The organism is Mesorhizobium sp. CNPSo 4670 (assembly GCF_057784235.1).
Window position 1 is genome coordinate 105162 of record NZ_JBWJFQ010000012.1, and the last position, 18385, is coordinate 123546.

Annotated in this window: 19 protein-coding genes; 6 read left to right on the top strand and 13 right to left on the bottom strand. The window is 63.1% G+C overall.

What is annotated here, in order from left to right; translation table 11 throughout:
• Positions 1-33: 33 nt before the first annotated feature.
• From AC0ZT5_RS20505 to AC0ZT5_RS20525, 5 genes are all read right to left on the bottom strand, one after another.
• Positions 34-1404, bottom strand: coding sequence for an FAD/NAD(P)-dependent oxidoreductase (locus AC0ZT5_RS20505; RefSeq protein WP_488497895.1), 1371 nt, complete (start codon positions 1402-1404; stop codon positions 34-36).
• On the bottom strand, positions 1401-1703 hold the full coding sequence (locus tag AC0ZT5_RS20510) for a (2Fe-2S)-binding protein (protein ID WP_488497896.1): 303 nt from the start codon (positions 1701-1703) through the stop codon (positions 1401-1403). The genes AC0ZT5_RS20505 and AC0ZT5_RS20510 overlap by 4 nt, the downstream gene beginning before the upstream one ends.
• Positions 1700-3685, bottom strand: coding sequence for a hydantoinase B/oxoprolinase family protein (locus AC0ZT5_RS20515; protein ID WP_488497897.1), 1986 nt, complete (start codon positions 3683-3685; stop codon positions 1700-1702). The genes AC0ZT5_RS20510 and AC0ZT5_RS20515 overlap by 4 nt, the downstream gene beginning before the upstream one ends.
• 3 nt (positions 3686-3688) lie before the next feature.
• Positions 3689-5767: a hydantoinase/oxoprolinase family protein gene (locus AC0ZT5_RS20520; RefSeq protein WP_488497898.1), complete on the bottom strand. Its 2079-nt coding sequence runs from the start codon at positions 5765-5767 to the stop codon at positions 3689-3691.
• Between the two features lie 91 nt (positions 5768-5858).
• On the bottom strand, positions 5859-6764 hold the full coding sequence (locus AC0ZT5_RS20525; RefSeq protein WP_488497899.1) for a LysR substrate-binding domain-containing protein: 906 nt from the start codon (positions 6762-6764) through the stop codon (positions 5859-5861).
• A 103-nt stretch (positions 6765-6867) separates the two neighbouring features.
• Here AC0ZT5_RS20525 and AC0ZT5_RS20530 point away from each other — a divergent pair, with 103 nt between their 5' ends.
• Complete coding sequence (locus AC0ZT5_RS20530; RefSeq protein WP_488497900.1) at positions 6868-7986, top strand: NAD(P)/FAD-dependent oxidoreductase; 1119 nt, start codon at positions 6868-6870, stop codon at positions 7984-7986.
• 854 nt (positions 7987-8840) lie between these two features.
• Positions 8841-9050, top strand: coding sequence for a hypothetical protein (locus tag AC0ZT5_RS20535; protein WP_488497901.1), 210 nt, complete (start codon positions 8841-8843; stop codon positions 9048-9050).
• Here the strand turns inward: AC0ZT5_RS20535 and AC0ZT5_RS20540 are convergent.
• Positions 8994-9413: a hypothetical protein gene (locus tag AC0ZT5_RS20540; RefSeq protein WP_488497988.1), complete on the bottom strand. Its 420-nt coding sequence runs from the start codon at positions 9411-9413 to the stop codon at positions 8994-8996. The two genes, AC0ZT5_RS20535 and AC0ZT5_RS20540, sit on opposite strands and share 57 nt — an antisense overlap.
• Between AC0ZT5_RS20540 and AC0ZT5_RS20545 the strand changes: the two genes are divergently transcribed.
• From AC0ZT5_RS20545 to AC0ZT5_RS20555, 3 genes are all read left to right on the top strand, one after another.
• On the top strand, positions 9363-10094 hold the full coding sequence (locus tag AC0ZT5_RS20545) for an AI-2E family transporter (RefSeq protein ID WP_488497989.1): 732 nt from the start codon (positions 9363-9365) through the stop codon (positions 10092-10094). The two genes, AC0ZT5_RS20540 and AC0ZT5_RS20545, sit on opposite strands and share 51 nt — an antisense overlap.
• A gap of 501 nt (positions 10095-10595) precedes the next feature.
• Positions 10596-10943, top strand: a complete 348-nt coding sequence (locus AC0ZT5_RS20550; protein WP_488497902.1) for a hypothetical protein — start codon at positions 10596-10598, stop codon at positions 10941-10943.
• Positions 10928-11434 (top strand): tyrosine-type recombinase/integrase, encoded by a 507-nt coding sequence (locus AC0ZT5_RS20555; protein WP_488497903.1) that lies wholly within the window; start codon positions 10928-10930, stop codon positions 11432-11434. The genes AC0ZT5_RS20550 and AC0ZT5_RS20555 overlap by 16 nt, the downstream gene beginning before the upstream one ends.
• Here the strand turns inward: AC0ZT5_RS20555 and AC0ZT5_RS20560 are convergent.
• From AC0ZT5_RS20560 to AC0ZT5_RS20570, 3 genes are all read right to left on the bottom strand, one after another.
• The gene (locus AC0ZT5_RS20560; protein ID WP_488497904.1) at positions 11379-11624 is read right to left on the bottom strand and encodes a hypothetical protein; all 246 of its coding nucleotides are present in this window, start codon (positions 11622-11624) and stop codon (positions 11379-11381) included. The two genes, AC0ZT5_RS20555 and AC0ZT5_RS20560, sit on opposite strands and share 56 nt — an antisense overlap.
• A gap of 20 nt (positions 11625-11644) precedes the next feature.
• Positions 11645-11854: a hypothetical protein gene (locus tag AC0ZT5_RS20565; RefSeq protein ID WP_488497905.1), complete on the bottom strand. Its 210-nt coding sequence runs from the start codon at positions 11852-11854 to the stop codon at positions 11645-11647.
• 76 nt (positions 11855-11930) lie between these two features.
• The gene (locus AC0ZT5_RS20570) at positions 11931-12449 is read right to left on the bottom strand and encodes a hypothetical protein (RefSeq protein WP_488497906.1); all 519 of its coding nucleotides are present in this window, start codon (positions 12447-12449) and stop codon (positions 11931-11933) included.
• A 291-nt stretch (positions 12450-12740) separates the two neighbouring features.
• Between AC0ZT5_RS20570 and AC0ZT5_RS20575 the strand changes: the two genes are divergently transcribed.
• Entirely contained in the window at positions 12741-12989 is a 249-nt protein-coding gene (locus AC0ZT5_RS20575; RefSeq protein ID WP_488497907.1) for a hypothetical protein, read from the top strand.
• A 222-nt stretch (positions 12990-13211) separates the two neighbouring features.
• Here the strand turns inward: AC0ZT5_RS20575 and AC0ZT5_RS20580 are convergent, their stop codons facing one another.
• From AC0ZT5_RS20580 to AC0ZT5_RS20595, 4 genes are all read right to left on the bottom strand, one after another.
• The gene (locus tag AC0ZT5_RS20580) at positions 13212-13502 is read right to left on the bottom strand and encodes a DUF982 domain-containing protein (protein ID WP_477226488.1); all 291 of its coding nucleotides are present in this window, start codon (positions 13500-13502) and stop codon (positions 13212-13214) included.
• Positions 13503-14024: 522 nt separating this feature from the next.
• Entirely contained in the window at positions 14025-15713 is a 1689-nt protein-coding gene (locus AC0ZT5_RS20585) for an ABC transporter ATP-binding protein (RefSeq protein WP_488497908.1), read from the bottom strand.
• Positions 15713-16657: an acetamidase/formamidase family protein gene (locus tag AC0ZT5_RS20590; RefSeq protein WP_488497909.1), complete on the bottom strand. Its 945-nt coding sequence runs from the start codon at positions 16655-16657 to the stop codon at positions 15713-15715. Before AC0ZT5_RS20590 ends, AC0ZT5_RS20585 begins: the two co-directional genes overlap by 1 nt.
• Positions 16658-16755: 98 nt before the next feature.
• Entirely contained in the window at positions 16756-18384 is a 1629-nt protein-coding gene (locus AC0ZT5_RS20595; RefSeq protein ID WP_488497910.1) for an ABC transporter substrate-binding protein, read from the bottom strand.
• Position 18385 lies beyond the last annotated feature (1 nt).

Here is an 18385-nt window from a genome sequence, read left to right on the forward strand (position 1 = left end):
CCATGTCTTCCTGGTGTGGACTCCGGAATTGCATCAGCCGTCCCGGACGAAGGCACCGACAGGCGCCGGCCGGACAGGCGCCTGTCCGCGAAACCGGCCGACAGCGTCGGCCGCACAGCCGGCCTGCGCCGCCACGAGTTCGACGGCAGCCAACTGGCAGTAGCGTCCCTGGCATCGCCCCATGCCGACGCGCGATAGCGATTTCACCCTGTTGGCCTCGCCGCCACCGAAATCCACGCTCTGGCGTACGGCTCCGGCTGTCACGTTCTCGCAGCGACAGACGACCGCTTCATCGGGAAGTGCCCTCGCCATCGCTGCCGGCCAGGGAAAGGCGCAAGCCAGGCCGCGGGCAAAGCGCTCGAGCCGTGCCAGCTTGCGCAAGTCGACGCCGGTGGCGGACGCAGGAATTCCGAGATCGGCAAGGCATGCCGCAGCCGCGAGACGCCCAGCGATCTCCGCGCCGTCCGCTCCCAGAAGACGAACCCCATCGCCCGCCAGGTAAACTCCGTTGCCGGCACGACCCATCTGGTCGGTCCTTGGCAGCCATTGCCGCCATTGCTCGTCATAGGTGAAGGTGCATCCCGCAAGGTCGGCCAGATGCGTCTCTGCCCGCAAGTGCCAGCCCATGCCGATCATGTCGCAAGGGGTGCGGTGCTCCCGGCCGCCGGCGTCGCGCCAGCGCATCGCCGCGACACCTTGCTCGTCGGCCTCGATCCGTTCGAGCGTCACACCCGCATGGTAGCGGCCGCCGAGCCTTGCTCGCAGGGCCATGCCGCGCAGCGCAACCAATGGCCGGGCAGCAAGTCCCCAGACCGCCCCTCGCATCTGCTGGCGCCAGGGCGAGGTGTCCAACACCGCCGCAACATCCGCTCCGGCCTTGACAAGCTGGGCGCCGACCAGCGTCAGCAGTGGCCCTGATCCCGTCAGCACGATCCGCCGCCCAAGCGACACGCCCTGCGCCTTGAGCGCGATCTGCGCCGCGCCGAGGCTGTAGACGCCGGCGCTCTGCCAGCCCGGCACCGGAGCGACACGGTCGGATGCGCCGGTGGCAAGGATCAGGCGGTCATAGAAGACCACCTGCACACCACCCTCCCCCAGCACGTGCAGCCGACCCTCATGCACTGCGATGACCGAGCTCGCCGCACAATGGGTGAGCCGCCCCTCTGCGGATAGCCGGTCGAAGAGCGAATGCAGCGCTTGCGCCTTCGCCGCCTCCGACCCGTAGAGTTGCTCCGGTGTGCGGGTGAAGCCGGCGGACGGGCGGCGATAGATCTGTCCGCCTGCGCGCTGCCCTTCGTCGATCACCACCGGGTGGAGCCCGGCCTCCACAAGCGTCGCGGCGGCCCTTATGCCAGCCGGACCGGCGCCCACGATCACGATCCGCGGCGGCGGGGTCTCGCTCACGGCCAGTGCTCCGGTGGCATCGTGCGCAACCGCATGCCTTCGCTAAGAAGTGTCGAGCACGCCCGCAGGCGCGGTCCCTCGTCCTGCCATACCCAGCAATCCTGGCAGGCTCCCATCAGGCAGAAGCCGGCGCGCGGCTCTGGTCCGAACTCGGACTTTCGCAACGCCTGCCCTGACGCCAACATGGCGGTCAGCACGGTGTCGCCCGCCAGTGCACTGCGCATCTGCCCGTCGAGAAAGAAATGCAACTGCGCCCGGTCGCGCTCGGCCAGCCGGACGATGCGGCCGGCGGTGATCATTCCGCTGCCTCTCGCACGGGGCGAGGACGCGGCAGTTCGGGGAACCGCTCGCAGGCCGCATCGAACGCCGCCTGGACGCCCTCCGGCCCCGAACGTCCCTTCATGCGGCGGAAGATCTCCGTCTTGGCGAAGAACCGCCAATGGATCGGCAAGTCCCTCAGTATGGCGGTGAGCCGGTCATAGGCCGCTGGGGTCCACTGCGCTTCGTAACCGTCGCGCTCCGGACCGAAATGGAAATGGCCGGAGGTCGGCCCCTGCAGCGCGCGCAGCCTTTCCGTCGCCTGCTCGTCGACCTCGCCGTTGCGGATGACGACGCCATAGTCGCGCTCGGCAGCCGTTGGCGAGACATAGCCTCGCTTCACATCCTGCGCGACCCGCCAGGGCTCGCGCAGATGGGGATCGCCGCGCCCGCCGCCTCCGGCGGAACGGATATCGAGCACGTCGCCGGGCTGAAGCACCGCAGTGTCGATGTTGCCCAGCCGCAGCTCGTGCTCGGTCCCCGGATTGACGAGCATGTCCGACAGGCCGGCCGCCTTGCCGCCCAGCACACCCCAGGGACGAAAGAAGCTGCGGTCCCGGTTTCGCGCCGTGATCCTGGAATCGGGGGCGAAGACACGGAAGGCCATATCGGTCGCCAAGCCGCCGCGCCAACGGCCCGCACCGCCGCTGTCCCTGGCGAGCCCGTATTTCACGAATTCGACCGGAGTCTCGGTCTCGGTGATCTCGATCGGCGTGTTCTTGAGATAGGCCGCATCGGCACCCGATCCGTTGGTTCCGTCGCGATGCGGCATGGCGCCGCCGCCGCCCACGACGGGATTGACCGCGGCGATGACGGACCGGCTGGTCCGCTCGTCCGTGGTCATGACATTGACGATGCAGTTGTTGCCGGCGGGTGCCGCTGGCAGGCGCTCCGGCACGGCTTGCGAGAAGGCGCCGAAGATGACCGACCGCAGCCGGGCACAGGTGAGCGAGCGCATGCCAACCGCGGCAGGGTATACCGGGTTGAGCACCGAACCTTCCGGCGTGATGCAGGTGAAGGGCCTGGTGAGGCCCGTATTGAGCAGGATCTTCTGGTTGAGCGGGTAGAGCACATAGTAGACGCCCACCAGCAGCATAGTGTGGCGCGGGTCGCCGCCTGAAGGCACGTTGAGCGAGGAGCCGAGTTGCGGATCGGAGCCGGTGAAGTCGAGGACCGCTTCGTCGCCCCTGATCGTCAGCGTCAGCTTCAGCCGGCAGGGATTGGCCTCGACCGAATCCTCGTCGGCATAGTCCGCGAATTCCCACGTCCCGTCGGGCATGGATCGCAGCACATCCCGCGCCTGCGCCTCGGCATGGTCGAGAAGCGCGGAAACGCCTTCGATGAAGCCGGCCTTGCCGAACTTCCTCACCATCGCCTGGATCTTGCGCTCGCCGGTGTTGAGTGCCCCGACCAGCGCCTTGATGTCGCCGATGTTGAGGTCGGGCTTGCGCACATTGGTGCTCATGATCCGCAGGATCGTTTCGTCGAAGACGCCTTCGTTCACAAGCTTCATCGGGGGAAAGCGGATACCTTCCTGATGGATTTCGGTCAGCGCCCGGCTGAGCGAGGCCGGCACCGCCCCTCCCATGTCGGTGTTGTGGATATGCCCTCCGGTCCAAGCGACGATATCGTCATCGACGAAGACCGGCTTCCACAGATGCGTGTCGGGCGCGTGCGTGGCGACGTGGCCGGAATAGGGATCGTTGGTGAAGGCGACGTCTCCCGGCCGGTAGTCGTCGACCATCGCGATAGCGCGGTGATACGAAAGCCCCGGATACCAGGTGGCGCCGAGGTCCATCGGCACGGCGAAGGTCGCCCCTGAACGGTCCATCAGCATCACCGTAAAGTCCTGCGTTTCCTTGACGAAGGCAGAGTGCGCGGTGCGGTGCAGCGTGTGGGCCATGTTCTCGGCCGCGGCGCGGGCATGGTTCGCCAGAACCTGCAGGTTTGTCCGGTCAAACATGGCTTACTCCGGGAAGGTCAGTAGAAGGTTGAGATGGCGGTCGACCCTTGCCTGCGCTCCGGCGGGAATGGCGAAGGTGGTGTCTTCCTGAACGACCACGGCAGGCCCGTGGAACGTGCTGCCCGGCACGAGGGCCTGCCGGTCGTGGAGGTCGACGGTTTCGAGGCTCCCGCCCGTGTAGACCGGGAGACGGCGCGCCGGAATGGCCGGGGCGTCGATCACGTCGACCGCCGGGAAGTGGAGTTTCGGCCCCGCGCCCACTGCGGACAGCCGGACATTCACAAGTTCGATCTCGCCGTCCGGGTCGTGGAAATCGTAGAGCTGCTCATGGGTGAGGTGGAAGGCTCGCGCGATGTCGGCCGCATTGCCGTCCGTCAGCCATTCCGGCTGAAGGACGACCTCGATCTCATAACTCTGCCCGACATAGCGCATGTCGCAGGATAGGCTGAGTTCGGCCGCCCCCTCATGCCCCTGCGCGGCGAGCCAGTCGCGACCCTCTTGCGCGAGGGCCTCGAAGGCATCGCGAATTCCTGCAAGCGACATGCCCGACAGCGGGCTGAAGATGGTGCGAATGAAGTCCCCGCGCAGGTCCGCCACGAGCCCGCCCAGCGCCGACACCACGCCGGGACGGCGGGGCGCCATGACACGCTTCATCCCGAGTTCGCGGGCAAGGAAGGCGCCGAGCATCGGGCCGCCGCCGCCGAAGGGCATTAGCGTGAAATCGCGCAAGTCCACGCCGGCGCGCGAGGCGAGCTTCTCGACCTCGACGAACATCTCCGACACCGCGATGTCGAGGATCGCCTGCGCGGTCTGCTCGACTGGACGGCCGAGGCGGGCGGCAAGTTCGCCGATTGCGCGATGCGCCAGCCCGGTATCGATCCTGAGCTGGCCGTAGGCCATGTCGCTGTGACCAAGCCATCCACACACCACCATGGCGTCCGTCACCGTCGGCCGCTCGCCGCCACGGCCATAGCATGCAGGTCCTGGCGTCGAGCCGGCCGACTCCGGCCCGACGCGCAACACCCCTTGCGCGTCGACGCTGGCGATCGAGCCGCCGCCGACGCCGATCGAGCTCACCGACACGGAAGGGATATGAAGCGGAAATTCGCCGATCAGTTCACCGGTGCCGAACTGCGCCTCGCCGCCGATGATGAGCGCGAAGTCGGCCGAGGTCCCGCCTATGTCGAGGGTAAGGACCTTGTCCTCGCCTGCCTGGCGCGCCAGCCACGAGGCGCCGATGACGCCGGAGGCCGTTCCCGACAAAAGCATGTTCACGCAGGCACGCTTGCCTTCGGCAGCGTTCATCAGCCCACCATTCGACTTCGTCAGCATCGGACGGGCCGGCACGCCGCGGTCCTTCAGCCGCTCTTCCAGCGCCGTCAGATAGCCCGAGACGCGCGGATGGACATAACCATTGAGAATGGCGGTCGAGCTGCGCTCGTATTCGCGGATGACCGGCCACACCTCGGCGGAGGAGAAGACGAAGAGGTCGGGCGAAAGACGCGCGATCGTCGCCTTGACGGAGGTCTCCTGCGCAGCATTGCGCCATGAATGGAGGAAGGAGACGATGATCCCTAGCGCCCCATTCGCTTTCGCCGCCGCCACCGCGCTGGCCACCGCCGCCATGTCCGGTGCCTGGGATTCGCTTCCATCGGCACGCATGCGGACCGGAATTCCGAACACCATGTCGCGCGAGATCAGTGGGTCCGGCCGCGCGCAGAACAGCGAATACATGTCCGGCATTCGCAGCCGTGCGAGTTCGATCACGTCCTCGAAACCGGCATTGGTGAACAGCGCTAGCGGCGCACCCTTGCGCTGGATGATCGTGTTGATGCCGACCGTCGTGCCGTGCACGAAGCGCGTCATGCGCCCAGGATCAAAGCCTTCGCGTTCGGCCAGAAGGGTGAGGCCCGTCATCAGCTCGGCGCCCGGATCTTCCGGCGTCGTCAGCACTTTCAGCGAGGCGACGCGACCGGAACGGGCTTCGAGCGCGCAGAAATCGATGAATGTCCCGCCAATATCGACGCCGACCTTCCAGTCGGCCCCGTTTTGCGCTGCATCCGCCGCGATGGCACTGTCCATGATACGTCCCTTCCTGTCTGCCACACGCAAAACTGGCATGACCGGATGGTGCGGGTCCAAGACGTATGATGAGCAAAGATATAAGTCTTGCTTATGCGTTCACGCGATGCTCATCCAAGACGGCGGAACAGGCGGCGCGGATTTCGTCGCGCATCATCTCATCGGCCCGCGAAAGAGCCCGTGTGCGCGAGGTCAGCAGCGCGATCGGAAATTCCGGCCCCGCGGCGAGCGGCCTGACGGCAAGCCCGGCAAACTGGTGCCACGGCAACAGCGCATCGACCAGCGCGATGCCCAAGCCAGCCTGGACGAAGCCGACGGCGGAGATGGATACGTCGATCTCGAGCGACGGCGAAAGCACCACGCCCTGTGCGCGGGCCGCATGGGCCAGTTCGTCGGCGGGACGGGTGTTGCCACGATAGGATATCAACTCCTCGCCGGCCAGATCGGCGAGCGTCAGTTCGGCTTTCTTTTGCAGCGCATGCCGGGCGGGCAGCAGGCATGCGAAGCCGACGCTGCCGATCACCTCGGCCTCAATGTCCGGAGGGAGCCGGTCGTCCATGGCCACGCCGAGGCTGGCATCACCGGCGCGCAGCATGTCGACGATGGCGGCGATCGGCGCGCTATGAGCACGCAACATCATGTTGGGATGCTCGGCCCGGAATTTGGTGAACGCACGCGGCAAGATAGCCATGGCCGGCGGAGGTGAGGCGGCGACCCGCACCAGCCCTGCCCGACCCAGGCGTAGATCGGTGGTCTTGCGGCGCAAGCCTTCAAGCCCCGCCGACAACCTCTCGGCATCAGGGAAGATTTCGAGCGCCTCCGGGGTCGGTCGCAACCGGCCTTTCACCCGCTCGAACAGGGTGAAGCCGAGTTCGTCCTCGGCGTGGAGCAGGATCTGGCTCAAAGCAGGCTGGGAGATGTTCAGCATCCGCGCCGCGGCGGTCACCGTGCCCGCGCGCATGACGGCGATGAACACTTCGAGCTGCCGGGCCCGCATTGCCACTCCATAGGTAAAGCTTATGGCTTCTGTCCAAACCCATCTTTGACGCAATACCGTGGTGCGGACAAGATTGGTCAAGGATTCAATGCAAGAGGGCGCCATGGATGTGATCGTGCTGGGCGGCGGGCTGATGGGAACGGCTTCAACCTATTTCCTGGCCCGGCGCGGCGCGCGCGTGACGCTGATCGATCGCAACCGGATCGGCACCGGAGCAACCGTCGCTTCCTTCGGCAACATCCGGCGCACGGGGCGTCATCCGTCCCAGCTTCCGCTGGCCCATCGCTCGCTCAGGCTGTGGGGCGAGGCCGAAAAAATGCTTGGCCGCGACGTGGAATTCCGCGCTACCGGCCATATCCGGCTGGTCTTCGATGAAGATAGCCTCGCCGACATGCGGGCCTACGCCAAGGCGGCGCGCCCCGAGGGGCTTGAACTGGAGGAACTCAGTCCACGCGAAATTCGTGCCCGCTTTCCCGGCCTCGGTCCCGAAGCGATCGCGGCATCATTCTCTCCGCAAGATGGCAGCGGCAATCCGCGGCTGATCGCGCCTGCCTTTGCCGAGGCAGCCCGTAAGCTCGGTGCGGAGATCATCGAAAGAGCGGAGGTCGAGAAGATCGCTCACACGGGCTCCGGTTTCCTTGTCGCCAGCTCGAAAGGTAAATTCGCCGCCGGCTGCCTGCTCAACACCGCCGGAGCCTGGGGCGCGCGCATCGCAGCGCAGTTCGGCGAAGAGGTCCCGCTCGACGCCTATGGCCCGCAAATGGGCGTGACCGAGCCGCTGCCGCATCGGATCCTGCCGGTGGTCGGCATCTGGACGCGCGACAAGGACCATGGCGCCTATCTGCGTCAGGTCGAGCGCGGCAACATCGTCTTCGGCGGCGCAGCCGAGAGAGTGCCGGTGGATCTCGATCCCGGCCATGCGAGCGCCGACCCCATGCGCCTGCCGATGCAACTGCGTGCCGTCGCGCGGCTGTTGCCGGCGATCGCGCAAGTCGCGATCATCCGCACTTGGTCCGGCTGCGAGGGCTATGTGCGGGACATGCTGCCGGTCATGGGACGCTCGGCGACGACGCCAGGCCTGTTCCACGCTTTCGGCTTCAGCGGACACGGCTTCCAGCTCGGTCCGGGCGTGGGCGATGCCATGGCCGAGCTCATCATGACCGACCGCTGCGAAACGCCGCTCGACGATTTCCGGGTCGATCGCTTCGCCCGCGCAGCCTGAAGAAGCAGCAAAGGACAGAGGCGTAGTGAGCTTTGGCGGCAGACGGGATCGCACCGCGTTGTGATCAAACTTGTCCTATGCGATCGTGCTGCCACTTTCCCGCGCGAGCGCCGGCTCCCCTGCTGATGCTTTGGCTATTAACTGTACCTCTTTTTGGATGTTGACGCTTAATCAGGAAATGGCGACGCCGTTGGGGCTAAAGGGGAACGCAGCGCGGCCGGAATAGTCGTCGCAACTACCGTTGTTTGGCCAAGATCTGTCTGTGGACCGCCATGTTGATAGCTGGCCGTTTGAGGGACTTATGCGTTGACAATAGACGTTTATTAAAACAAGCATATCGATCGTTCAACAAGTTTAAATGGAGATTAGATAGTCGTCTGACGCGGCACATATGCCAACGCAACTGCGACATCGCTTCAAAATACTCCGCCAACCGGAGACGATCCCTGCGGCCTTGCCGAAAATACGACCATCTTCACTTCCACGCCGCAGGCCGCTGTTTCTGTCGATCCGTTGAGCAATGCAGCCGGGATCGGACTTTGCCCTATCGATGATTGGTTTCCAGCCTCGGCCGACACAAAGAGACCCGGGGGGCGCCGATTGTAAGGTTTCAGCCGACATCGGGTATTCGGCGGGCTCGCCAGCGTGGGCCTTTGGTGTCGGTACAAATGTCATTGCCCTGAACGCGAACTCATTGGTCCTGGCACGCTCGCCCGGCATCAACCCGTTTGTTGTTGGCGAAGGCGAACTTGCTTGCACAGCTTCACAATTTTTGAGCGACCCCGCCACAAGCGGCAGGTCGACGTCGGCAGTTCTTGACCTACAAGAACAACGAGCGAAATAGGGGTTAGGACATGGCAACGACCATTGGCACGATCGGCAACGACAATCTGGTCGGCGGTAGCGGAGACGACGTGCTTTTGGGGGGCGCTGGAAGCGACCGCCTGAAGCCTTATGGCAAGACCATATGCGGGAGGTTACCCGGGCGGCTATCGACCTGCCTAGCTTCACACACGTATTGGGCGCTTGTTCGCTTGCGCATCACCGGGTATCCAATTAATTGAAACCGAAGAGGACTTGGCTGCCTCTGCAGGTGAAAAGTGCTGACCTTCCCAGGGTTCTATCTCGCGTCGTGCCTGCTCGCGCTTGTTGCGCTCGTCGCCGTTCTCGAGCTCAGCCTGCTTCCGGCACTGCTTTCGGGCCTTCTCGTGTTCAACCTCGTTCATTTCGCCGCACCGATGCTCCATCGAATCGGGGTCTCCAGCAGCCTGACGAAAAGCCTTGCACTGACCTTGGTGGCATTGATTTTCATGCTCCTGATAGCCGCTGCTATCTTTAGCGGCGTGTCGCAATTGACTGGCGGTTCGGAGAATGTCGTGACGCTCCTCAAGAAGATGGCCGAGATCATCGATACCGCGCGCGTCCATCTCCCAACCTGGGCGATGGAGTATTTTCCGTCGAACATCGAGGAACTGGAAGTGTTCGCTGCCCGATGGCTCCGCGAACATGCCGGCCAGCTTCAACTCGTCGGTCGGGATGTCGGCGTCCTGGTGGTCCACATTATCGTCGGCATGGTGATCGGCGGCTTGATCGCGGTAAGCTCGGCGGCGCCATCGGGCGAGCCCGGCCCATTGGCGGACGCGCTGGCGGATCGTGTCAACTTACTGAGCAAGGCCTTTCGCAACATCGTGTTCTCGCAAATCCGGATTTCGGCGTTGAATACGTTTCTAACTTCGATCTATCTCGTCGCTGTTCTGCCGTCCTTCGGCATCGATCTGCCATTCATCAGGACGATGATAGCGCTGACTTTCGTCGCCGGCCTTCTGCCGGTCATCGGCAATCTGATCTCCAACACGGTGATCGTGGTTGTCAGCCTCAGCATCTCCTTCCTTGCAGCGCTAGGCTCGCTTGCCTTTCTCATCGTCATTCACAAGCTCGAATACTTCGTAAACGCCAAGATTATCGGTTCGCGGATCAATGCGCGTGCCTGGGAGCTTCTTCTGGCGATGGTTTTCATGGAGGCCTGGTTCGGTATGCCGGGTCTTGTCGCTGCGCCGATCTATTATGCCTATCTGAAGGCTGAACTGACGATGCGCGGGCTGATCTAGGGTTACAGCAACTGGCGATTTGATGACGCAAGCATGCCGTGCGCGAATACAGAGCTTGAGCTTGAACCACGATTGCCGTTCCATAGATTATGTTCTGCGACTTCAGCGACAGGCTAAAGCGCCAGAAGCAGCCAATCGAATGCGACTTCGCACATGACGGCAGTTGGCCGAAAGCGGAATGGCGGCTTTTGGTACGCGAAGGACGATAGCGGACGTTCTGCCCAGTCAGACCAAGGTCTGGAGCTGATCTGATGCAGGCCGCAGTGGACTCGAAGTGGTACTCGCAAACGCGCAGGCAATCTCCCTGACTGCGAAGTGCCGGCGGGACGTTTGGCGCAGTAAGTTTTGCGCTCGCAACCTACGCAGATTAGGCGTACCGTTGGCATATTGTCGGCTGCTAATACATGAGCCGGCGACTGAGAGCGCAAGACTCCCGCATCGGACTAGGCGCGCTAGGTTCCACAACTACTCGTCGCGCTCACCAAGTGGCGCGATACCCCGGTGGAACATCTCGATGCCGACCGACTCCGCGTCATTGTAGAGGGTATTTTCGCGACCAACAGGACTGTCGCAAAACACATCCTGATAGCGATCAAGAAGCTTCTATGGGTGGCGATTCATGTCGAGAAATGGATCAAGCCGCAGGACGACCCGTCATTGTCGATCCGTGTCCGCATACCCAAGTCCACAGCCAATCCGGCTTGGCCAATTACGATCCGTGAGAGATTCGAGGCACGGCACCCGATCGGAACGGCCGCGCGTACCTGCTATGCGCTGGCTTCTGGCTCGGCAATCGGCGTGGGGACGTCGCGGCGCTCGATTGGGAGCATCTCGTGGTCGAGGAAATAGAACATTTCGACGGCTCAGTGGAGGTGATCGAGGCCTTCGACTTCCGGCACCGAAAGAATCGCAACCGCCACGGTGGCCGCGAGATGTTCATTCCCATCGTGGACAAGCTGGCCCAGGCCTTGGCGCCGCTGGATCGGTCGGAAGGCGGCGTCGTGCTGAAGAATGCCTATGGGCGCCCATACACGGAAAAAAGCTTTACCGGTATGATCGCACACAGGAACAAGCAGGCTGACATTCCCCAAGGATACACCCTGCATGGTCTTCGCCGCACGTTCGGCACTTATCTGGCAGAGTGCAACATCCAAGCGCGCGCAATCATGGAGGCAATGGGCCATTCCTCGATGACAGTGACCGACGAATACGTTCGCGAGGCGAACAAGAAGCGGATGGCCGTCGATATCGCCCGAGCGAGACGGGTCAGCTCGCATTCGTCTTTTAACCAGCAAGTGGCGGACTTGGTGCGATCACAGCTTCCGGTTTTCTTTCACTGATCGATATGATCCCGTGCTTGAAGAAGACGGTGCTGGTTTCGCTGCCAGGAGCGCCTAATTCTGCCGAAACGACGACGAGCTCGAAGTGTCCTTTTGAGCTGAGCTGATCCACAAGGCTTTCCAATGGTGCATTTTCGCTCTGGCCGAGATGCTGTCTTCCGTCAATCGTGGTCACAATAACATCAGTCATACTGACCTCCTACCAGCCTGTCAGGACAACGAAGTCACAGGCTCGACAGACGGTCCAGACCGTGGGGTCCTGCTCTCTTCGGCCATCACCAACAGCGCTTCAAGGGTCACTGCAATGCCCGACATCAGCGCGGAGATATCGGTGTTGCCGCCGGGCAAGGCGAGTTCATCCGCCCTGGTTTGCATGCTGGTGCTGAGTTCCTTCAATTTCAGGCGCAGATCGTCGTCCATGACTTTCCTCCGTTAGCTGGAGGCCTAACGTGTCTATGAACGGGAAGTTGCCCCGCACGCGTCTAAAAGACTGATTTTAGCCGTTTAGGTCCTTGGTTTTCACAAGGACCTTCCTTGGCTTCCCGTAAAGCGCGTGTAGCTTGTCCGCGACCGCCATTACCGTAGGGAATGCGGCATAGAAGGTCGTCATGGTGTCGCCTGTAAGGCCGTTACGAGAAGCGTAGTCCTCCAAGGCTTCTTGCGAAACGGTCAAGGTGAACGTGCCACCATCTTGGTCCCATACTAGAACCTCTACACCGCCCGCATTTATGTAGGGTTCATTCTTGCGCCTATGATCCAGCAGGGTAGCACCATACTGCGCCCACAGCTGCTCGCAGTCGTTTGCCCTCAGGCTTGGCGTACCCGGTTTGCCATAGAATACCATCGCTGCCCGGACGTCATATCCAAGCACCGCTGCATTGGCGACGAACTGGATGGCGTTCCCGAGGCGAGTGGTGCCGAGCTTGACTTCCGTTTTGCTCGCGAGGTCAATCACACCAATGATTTCGGCTTCGTTATTCCTGGCAGCCAACACCGAGCATACAGCCGCGAGCATATGACCCTCCGCTAATATCTTAACCTCCAGGAGCCGGCTTGTTCCTCGCCGCTACTAGCCCACCTGCAAACCAACACAGACAGCCGGCCCAACCGGGGCCGCTGATACCGTCGGCGAGAGAGAATGCCCGCACTTGTTAAAAAAATACCAAAAACCTGAAAGGCCCTGGCCCAGGCCGGCCCAAAGGGATCCCGAACAAGACCACGGCGCTGCTTGAGGATGCTATTCTGAAGCAGCGGCGGAATACGCCTGACTGCGCGGGGCTTCACAGCCGGGGCGATGAGGGGCAAAATGCCGCTCCGACTGCCAAGAGAGTTGCGTCTTTCAATACCCCTGTGGGCGCTACTTCTTTCGCGCAGCCAGGTCAGCATATATTTTCTCTCGATCACCCTGATGCTTTTTCACCAGGGCAAGAGTCTGCTCACGATCGAGAAGCCCGAGCTTCATGATGAACGTCAATTCATGCTTGGGCACAGCCGTGTAAGGCAGCTGAGCCCGTACACCGAGCTCTCGCCTGCCACCGAAGGTTTGTTCCTCTGACATGAGCTATGGACTCGCACCCTGTGAGGTCAACGCTGACCTCCATCTCAAGACCCCATGGTTGGCATTTGCCGCGAGACGATAAGCTTCATCGCGCGGCAGCCCGATCAAGGTTCGACCCGCGAAATCGGCCGGCAGACCGAAAATCTCATCGAACACCGCCCACGTTCCTGACGGTTCCTGTACAACCCTGAACCTCATCCAGCGCTCCCCACAATCGGCTCAGTGCTGGACCGTCGGATCATAGTCGCTGGTTTCATACGGGAGAGTATTTTCTCCTTCGAACAGGATGTCTTTCCTGCGAGCGAAGGCGATAAGCACCCCACGAGCTGTCTCGGCGTCGACGTCACCGGTCAGCGCTGCCTTACAGGCGCGTATCGCGGCCCTTTGCTCAGGACTGTTTCCGCACCATTCCGTGACGAACTGATATGCATCGGCCACGGTGTTGAGTTGACGAGGGAAGCCAAGACCGACCCATACGCGGACGGGCTTTTCAAAAGGCTTCGCAAGCATAGTGACCTCCTTAGCTCTTGGCCGGCAACCCGGCTCCAGTTTGATGAATGGCCGCAACGCGGCGTGAAAGAATTTGTGAAGCGCTGGCATTTTTTCAAGGGCTACGCGCCACGATTCGGAGCGGTTACCAGCGGGCGTTTCCAACCGCTAATTCCTCATGGGGAGTTGAGTTCCTTGGCCGCCAGATACATGACGGCTGCAGCTGCTTGTCTACGCTCCCAACCGGCCGCTTCGATCTCCAGATCATCCTTCGCCGTACTGAGGAATGTAGCCGCTCGCATCGAAAGCCCGCCGCATGGTCGCACCCGTGGCGGTTTTTTTCCGTAACAATACTGGCAAAAATGGCCGGCGATGCTGCCGGATCATTGCAACGCCGACCACTTTCGCGGTGCGGAACTAGCCTTTGTCGTAAAGCACTGTGCAAATGCGGCTTTTCGAAAACGCCGACCGCTGCGCTAACGGTGGCTGGCCTCTTCAAGGCACGAGAACGCGAGGTACCCACACTCATGGCACTTGAACACGCTACCTCTGTGGGTCTGCGACGCGTGGGGCCGGAATGGGCACGGCGGCGATCAACTCGCGTGTGTAGGCCTCGCGTGGCGAGGACAACACTGAGCGGCGCGGGCCAGCTTCGACGATGCGGCCGGCACGCATGACGGCGACATCATGGCTCATGCGCTCGACCACCGCCATGTCGTGCGAGATGAAGAGATAGGCAATCCCGAGCGTCTCCTGCAGCTCCAGCATCAGGTCGAGCACGCGCGCCCGCACCGACACGTCAAGCGCGGCAACACTCTCGTCGGCGACGATCAGCTTTGGTTCGAGCGCTAGCGCCCTGGCGATACAGATGCGCTGGCGCTGGCCGCCGGAAAATTCGTGCGGATAGCGCGAGGCATGATCGGCGGCGAGCCCCACGCGCCCGAGAAGCGAGGCCACTCGCTCGCGCCGCTCGCTCTTGGTGCCGATGCTATGAATGGCGAGCGGCTCGGCAATTGCCGCACCGACCGTCATGCGCGGGTCGAGCGAGGCGTAGGGATCCTGAAAGATCATCTGCGCGGCGCGCCGCACCGGCCTCATCGAGCTGGCGGAGAGACCCTGGATGGACGTGCCGCCGACAGTCACCGAACCAATGAAAGGGACAAGGCCGAGCACAGCCTTGCCGGTAGTGGACTTGCCGGACCCGCTTTCGCCGACGAGTCCGAGCGTCTGACCCGGCATTATGTCGAACGAGACGTCCTGCACCGCCGGTGCCTCCGAGGCGCGGCGGCGGAAGACATTGGAGGAAGCGCCGTAGTCGACGACAAGGTTCTTGACCGCAAGCACCGGAGTGGCGCCGTTTTGTACAGGTCGCGGAGCGGTGGCCGTGACCCGAGGCGGCGTGTCAGTCCCTGCGAATGCACCGAGGCGCGGCACGGCCGCGAGCAATTCGCGCGTGTAGTCGGCTTGCGGCCGCTCGAAGATGTCGAGCACGGATGCTGCCTCGACGATCCGCCCATCGCGCATGACGGCCACTCGGTCGGCCATTTCAGCGACGACGCCCATGTCGTGGGTGATGAGGATAATTGAGGTGCCGAACTCCCGCTTCAGCTCCCGCATAAGTTTCAGGATTTGCGCCTGCACGGTAACGTCGAGCGCTGTCGTCGGCTCGTCGGCCAAGAGCACCTTCGGCCGGCACGAAAGCGCCATGGCGATCATAACGCGCTGGCGCATGCCGCCGGAGAGTTCGTGTGGGTATTGCTTCATGCGCCGCGCCGGGTCGCTGATGTGCACGACGTCCAGCATATCGCGGGCACGATTTTCAACGCTGGCGCCTTCCGCGCCCTGATGGGTCCGGATCGCCTCGGTCAGCTGCGCGCCGATCGAGTGGACCGGGTTGAGCGAGGTCATCGGCTCCTGGAAGATCATGGCGATCTCGCCGCCCCGCACGTCGCGCATGGCGCGCTCTGACAGGCGCGGCAAGCTCTGGCGTTCAAGCCTGATGTCGCCGCCGGCGATGCGCAGCGAAGTGCGCGGCAACAGGCGCATGATCGAAAGCGCCGTCACCGACTTGCCCGAGCCGGACTCGCCGGCGATGCACAATGTCTCGCCCGGCGCCAAGGCAAAGCTGATGTCGTCGATGACGCGCCTGGCGCCTTCAGGTGTCAGCGCATCCACCGACAGATTGTCGACGGTCAGGACGGCATCCTGCTCCTGCCCAGAACCGTCCGGCATCAGTTGAAGACGATTCTGGGGAAATAGAACGAGACCACCCAGTTCGGCATGTCGACGATCTCGCTGATGCGCAGGTCGCCGCAGACCGAACAAAGCATGTAGGCGTCGACGGGCTTAAGCCCATGCTCGGCCGCGAGCAGATCGACCATGCGCATGACGCTTTCGCGCGCAGCGGTCATCAGGTCCGGCGCGATGCCGGTGGTGGCCTCATAGCCGGCCGCGTCGAGATGGCGGGTCACTGGCCCCGGCGTGGTGAAGCGCGGGCTTTGCAGTCGCGCGTCCTTAACGAGCTCGATCGTCGCCTCGACATCCATGCGGCTCTCGATGGCGGTGCCGCAGACCTCGCCGTCGCCCTGGGCGGCGTGGGTGTCGCCGATTGAAAACAGCGCGCCCTCGACCTCGACGGGCAGATAAAGCCTGGTGCCGGCCGCCAGGTCGCGGATATCGAGATTGCCGCCGACACGGCGCGGCGGCACCACCGAGTGTAGGCCGGGTTCGGCAGGTGCTACGCCGATCGTGCCGGCGAAGGGTTTCAGCGGCACGCGGCCACCTGGGCCATAGAGCGCCGGCGTCATCGAGGCGGCGTCATATTTCCAGATGTGCAGCGCCGGCTCCTTGAACTGGTCGGCAAGCAGGCCGAAGCCCGGAATGTTGGCGGTCCAGCCGAGGCCCGAAGGTTCGAAATGGCGCAGCGTGATCTTCAGCGCATCGCCTGGCTTTGCGCCTTCGACATAGACCGGTCCGGTCACCGGATTGACCTTGCCGAAATTCATCGTCTTGACATGCTCGACCGTAGAGCTGGCGTTGAACTGCCCGCCTGAGGAATCGAGACATTCGAAGTGGATGGTTGAACCCGGCCTGGCCGTCAGCGCCGGCTCAAAATCACGGTTCCAGCCGAAATGATGGCTGGCGCGATGGATGGTGTAGTCGCACTTCACGCACATGGTTGCTTCTCGTTTGTCTTGGGCAAGCCGCCTCCCGTTTGGGCGGGCATCATGGAAAGGTCCCGGCGGCGGCCGAACGCCCGCCGCCGGGGAGCGGTCTATTTGTTCACGTAGATCGCTTCGTAATCGATGACGCGGGTCGGATCGATGTAGATCTCGTCCGGGCCGCCCATGCGCTTGGACTTGGCCACCACGCGGCGCTCGTTGAAGACCGGGATCCAGGGCGCGTCATTGGTCTGGATGTCGGTGAAGATCTGCGCCCAGGCCTTGTTGCGCTCCTCGGCCTTGGCCGGCACCGGCATGGCGTCGGCGGCCTGGCCGCGGGCGTCGATGTCCTTGTTGCAGTACCACGACCAGTTCCAGCCGCCGGCGACCGCACTGCCGCAGCCGAGGATCGGCCCGTAGAAGTCGGACGGATCCGGGAAGTCGGCGATCCAGCCGAGGCCACCGGACCAGACCATCGGCGCCTGTCCCTGCGTGCCGCCGGCGGCAATCACGTTCGGGTTGGCCACCGCCTTGATCTCGGCCTTGACGCCGATCGCCGCCAGGTCCTGCTGGATCGCCTGGGTGATACGCGGCTGCGGATCGGTGTTGGAGGTGTAGATCTGCGTCGAGAAACCGTCCTTCAACCCGGCTTCGGCAAGCAGCGCCTTGGCCTTTTCGGCGTCGTAGGCGTAGCCCTTGTAGCTCTGGTCATAGCCCGGCATCAGCGGCGGCAGCACTTGGCTGGCCGGCGTGGCGCGGCCGTTGATGATGCGCACGATGCGGTCCTTGTTGATGGCCATGTTGACGGCCTGCCGCACCTTGGCATTGTCGAAGGGCTTCACATGGGTGTTCAAGGTGACATAGCTGGTCTCGAGCTGCTGGCGGTCGACGATCATGCCCTCGAACTCGGCCGACTTCTTCATCTCGAGGTATTTCGCCGGCGGGATGCCGTCGCCGGCGATATCGACCTCGCCCTTCTGCAGGCGCAGCAGCGCCACCAGCGGTTCTTGGCCGACCTCGATGGTGAAGCTATCGACATGCGGCCGGTCCTTGACGAAATAGTCGGGGTTCTTCTGGAAGACGAGGCGCTGGCCGATCGTCCATTCCTTCAACGTGAAGGCGCCACTGCCGATAGGGTGCTTGCCGAAGTCGCCATTGGCGGCTTCCACCGCCTCTTTCGGCACGACCGAAGCGAAGTTCAGCGCCAGCACGTTGAGAAAGGTAGCGTCGGGCTGGGACAGCGTGAACTTGACGGTGTGGTCGTCGACCGCGGTGATGCCGTCCATCCTGTCGCCGGTGCCGGCGGTCATCTTGTCGGCGCCGACGATGGAGTGGAAGAAGCCGGCGCCCGGCCCTTGCGTCTTCGGGTTGACCGCGCGCTCGATCGACCATTTCACGTCCGCCGCCGTCACCTCGCGGCCGTTGGTGAACTTGACGCCGGGATGCAGTTTGAATGTGTAGATCTTGCCGTCGTCGGAGACGTCGTAGCTGTCGGCAAGCGCCGGCCCGAGTTCCGTCGTGCCCGGCTTGTAGTCGACCAGGCGCGAGAACAGCGCGTTGATCATGGACCAGTTCTGCCAGTCATAACCGACGGCCGGGTCGAGCGTGGCGATGTCGTCCTTGTAGGTGACGATGATGTCGCCGCCATTGGTCGGCGTGTCAGCGAAAGCAAGCTTTGCCGGCACTAGGGCCGAGGTGGCGAGCAAGGCCGCCAGGCCGATTCTTTTGGCGAATTTATTCATG

What these genes read in the sequence shown, in the direction of transcription:
- AC0ZT5_RS20510 (WP_488497896.1), bottom strand. Translation starts at nt 1,703, where the DNA reads ATGATCACCGCCGGCCGCATCGTCCGGCTGGCCGAGCGCGACCGGGCG.
- AC0ZT5_RS20515 (WP_488497897.1), bottom strand. Translation starts at nt 3,685, where the DNA reads ATGTTTGACCGGACAAACCTGCAGGTTCTGGCGAACCATGCCCGCGCC.
- AC0ZT5_RS20520 (WP_488497898.1), bottom strand. Translation starts at nt 5,767, where the DNA reads ATGGACAGTGCCATCGCGGCGGATGCAGCGCAAAACGGGGCCGACTGG.
- AC0ZT5_RS20525 (WP_488497899.1), bottom strand. Translation starts at nt 6,764, where the DNA reads ATGCGGGCCCGGCAGCTCGAAGTGTTCATCGCCGTCATGCGCGCGGGC.
- AC0ZT5_RS20530 (WP_488497900.1), top strand. Translation starts at nt 6,868, where the DNA reads ATGGATGTGATCGTGCTGGGCGGCGGGCTGATGGGAACGGCTTCAACC.
- AC0ZT5_RS20535 (WP_488497901.1), top strand. Translation starts at nt 8,841, where the DNA reads ATGGCAACGACCATTGGCACGATCGGCAACGACAATCTGGTCGGCGGT.
- AC0ZT5_RS20540 (WP_488497988.1), bottom strand. Translation starts at nt 9,413, where the DNA reads ATGGACGCGCGCGGTATCGATGATCTCGGCCATCTTCTTGAGGAGCGT.
- AC0ZT5_RS20560 (WP_488497904.1), bottom strand. Translation starts at nt 11,624, where the DNA reads ATGACTGATGTTATTGTGACCACGATTGACGGAAGACAGCATCTCGGC.
- AC0ZT5_RS20565 (WP_488497905.1), bottom strand. Translation starts at nt 11,854, where the DNA reads ATGGACGACGATCTGCGCCTGAAATTGAAGGAACTCAGCACCAGCATG.
- AC0ZT5_RS20570 (WP_488497906.1), bottom strand. Translation starts at nt 12,449, where the DNA reads ATGCTCGCGGCTGTATGCTCGGTGTTGGCTGCCAGGAATAACGAAGCC.
- AC0ZT5_RS20575 (WP_488497907.1), top strand. Translation starts at nt 12,741, where the DNA reads ATGCCGCTCCGACTGCCAAGAGAGTTGCGTCTTTCAATACCCCTGTGG.
- AC0ZT5_RS20580 (WP_477226488.1), bottom strand. Translation starts at nt 13,502, where the DNA reads ATGCTTGCGAAGCCTTTTGAAAAGCCCGTCCGCGTATGGGTCGGTCTT.
- AC0ZT5_RS20585 (WP_488497908.1), bottom strand. Translation starts at nt 15,713, where the DNA reads ATGCCGGACGGTTCTGGGCAGGAGCAGGATGCCGTCCTGACCGTCGAC.
- AC0ZT5_RS20590 (WP_488497909.1), bottom strand. Translation starts at nt 16,657, where the DNA reads ATGTGCGTGAAGTGCGACTACACCATCCATCGCGCCAGCCATCATTTC.
- AC0ZT5_RS20595 (WP_488497910.1), bottom strand. Translation starts at nt 18,384, where the DNA reads ATGAATAAATTCGCCAAAAGAATCGGCCTGGCGGCCTTGCTCGCCACC.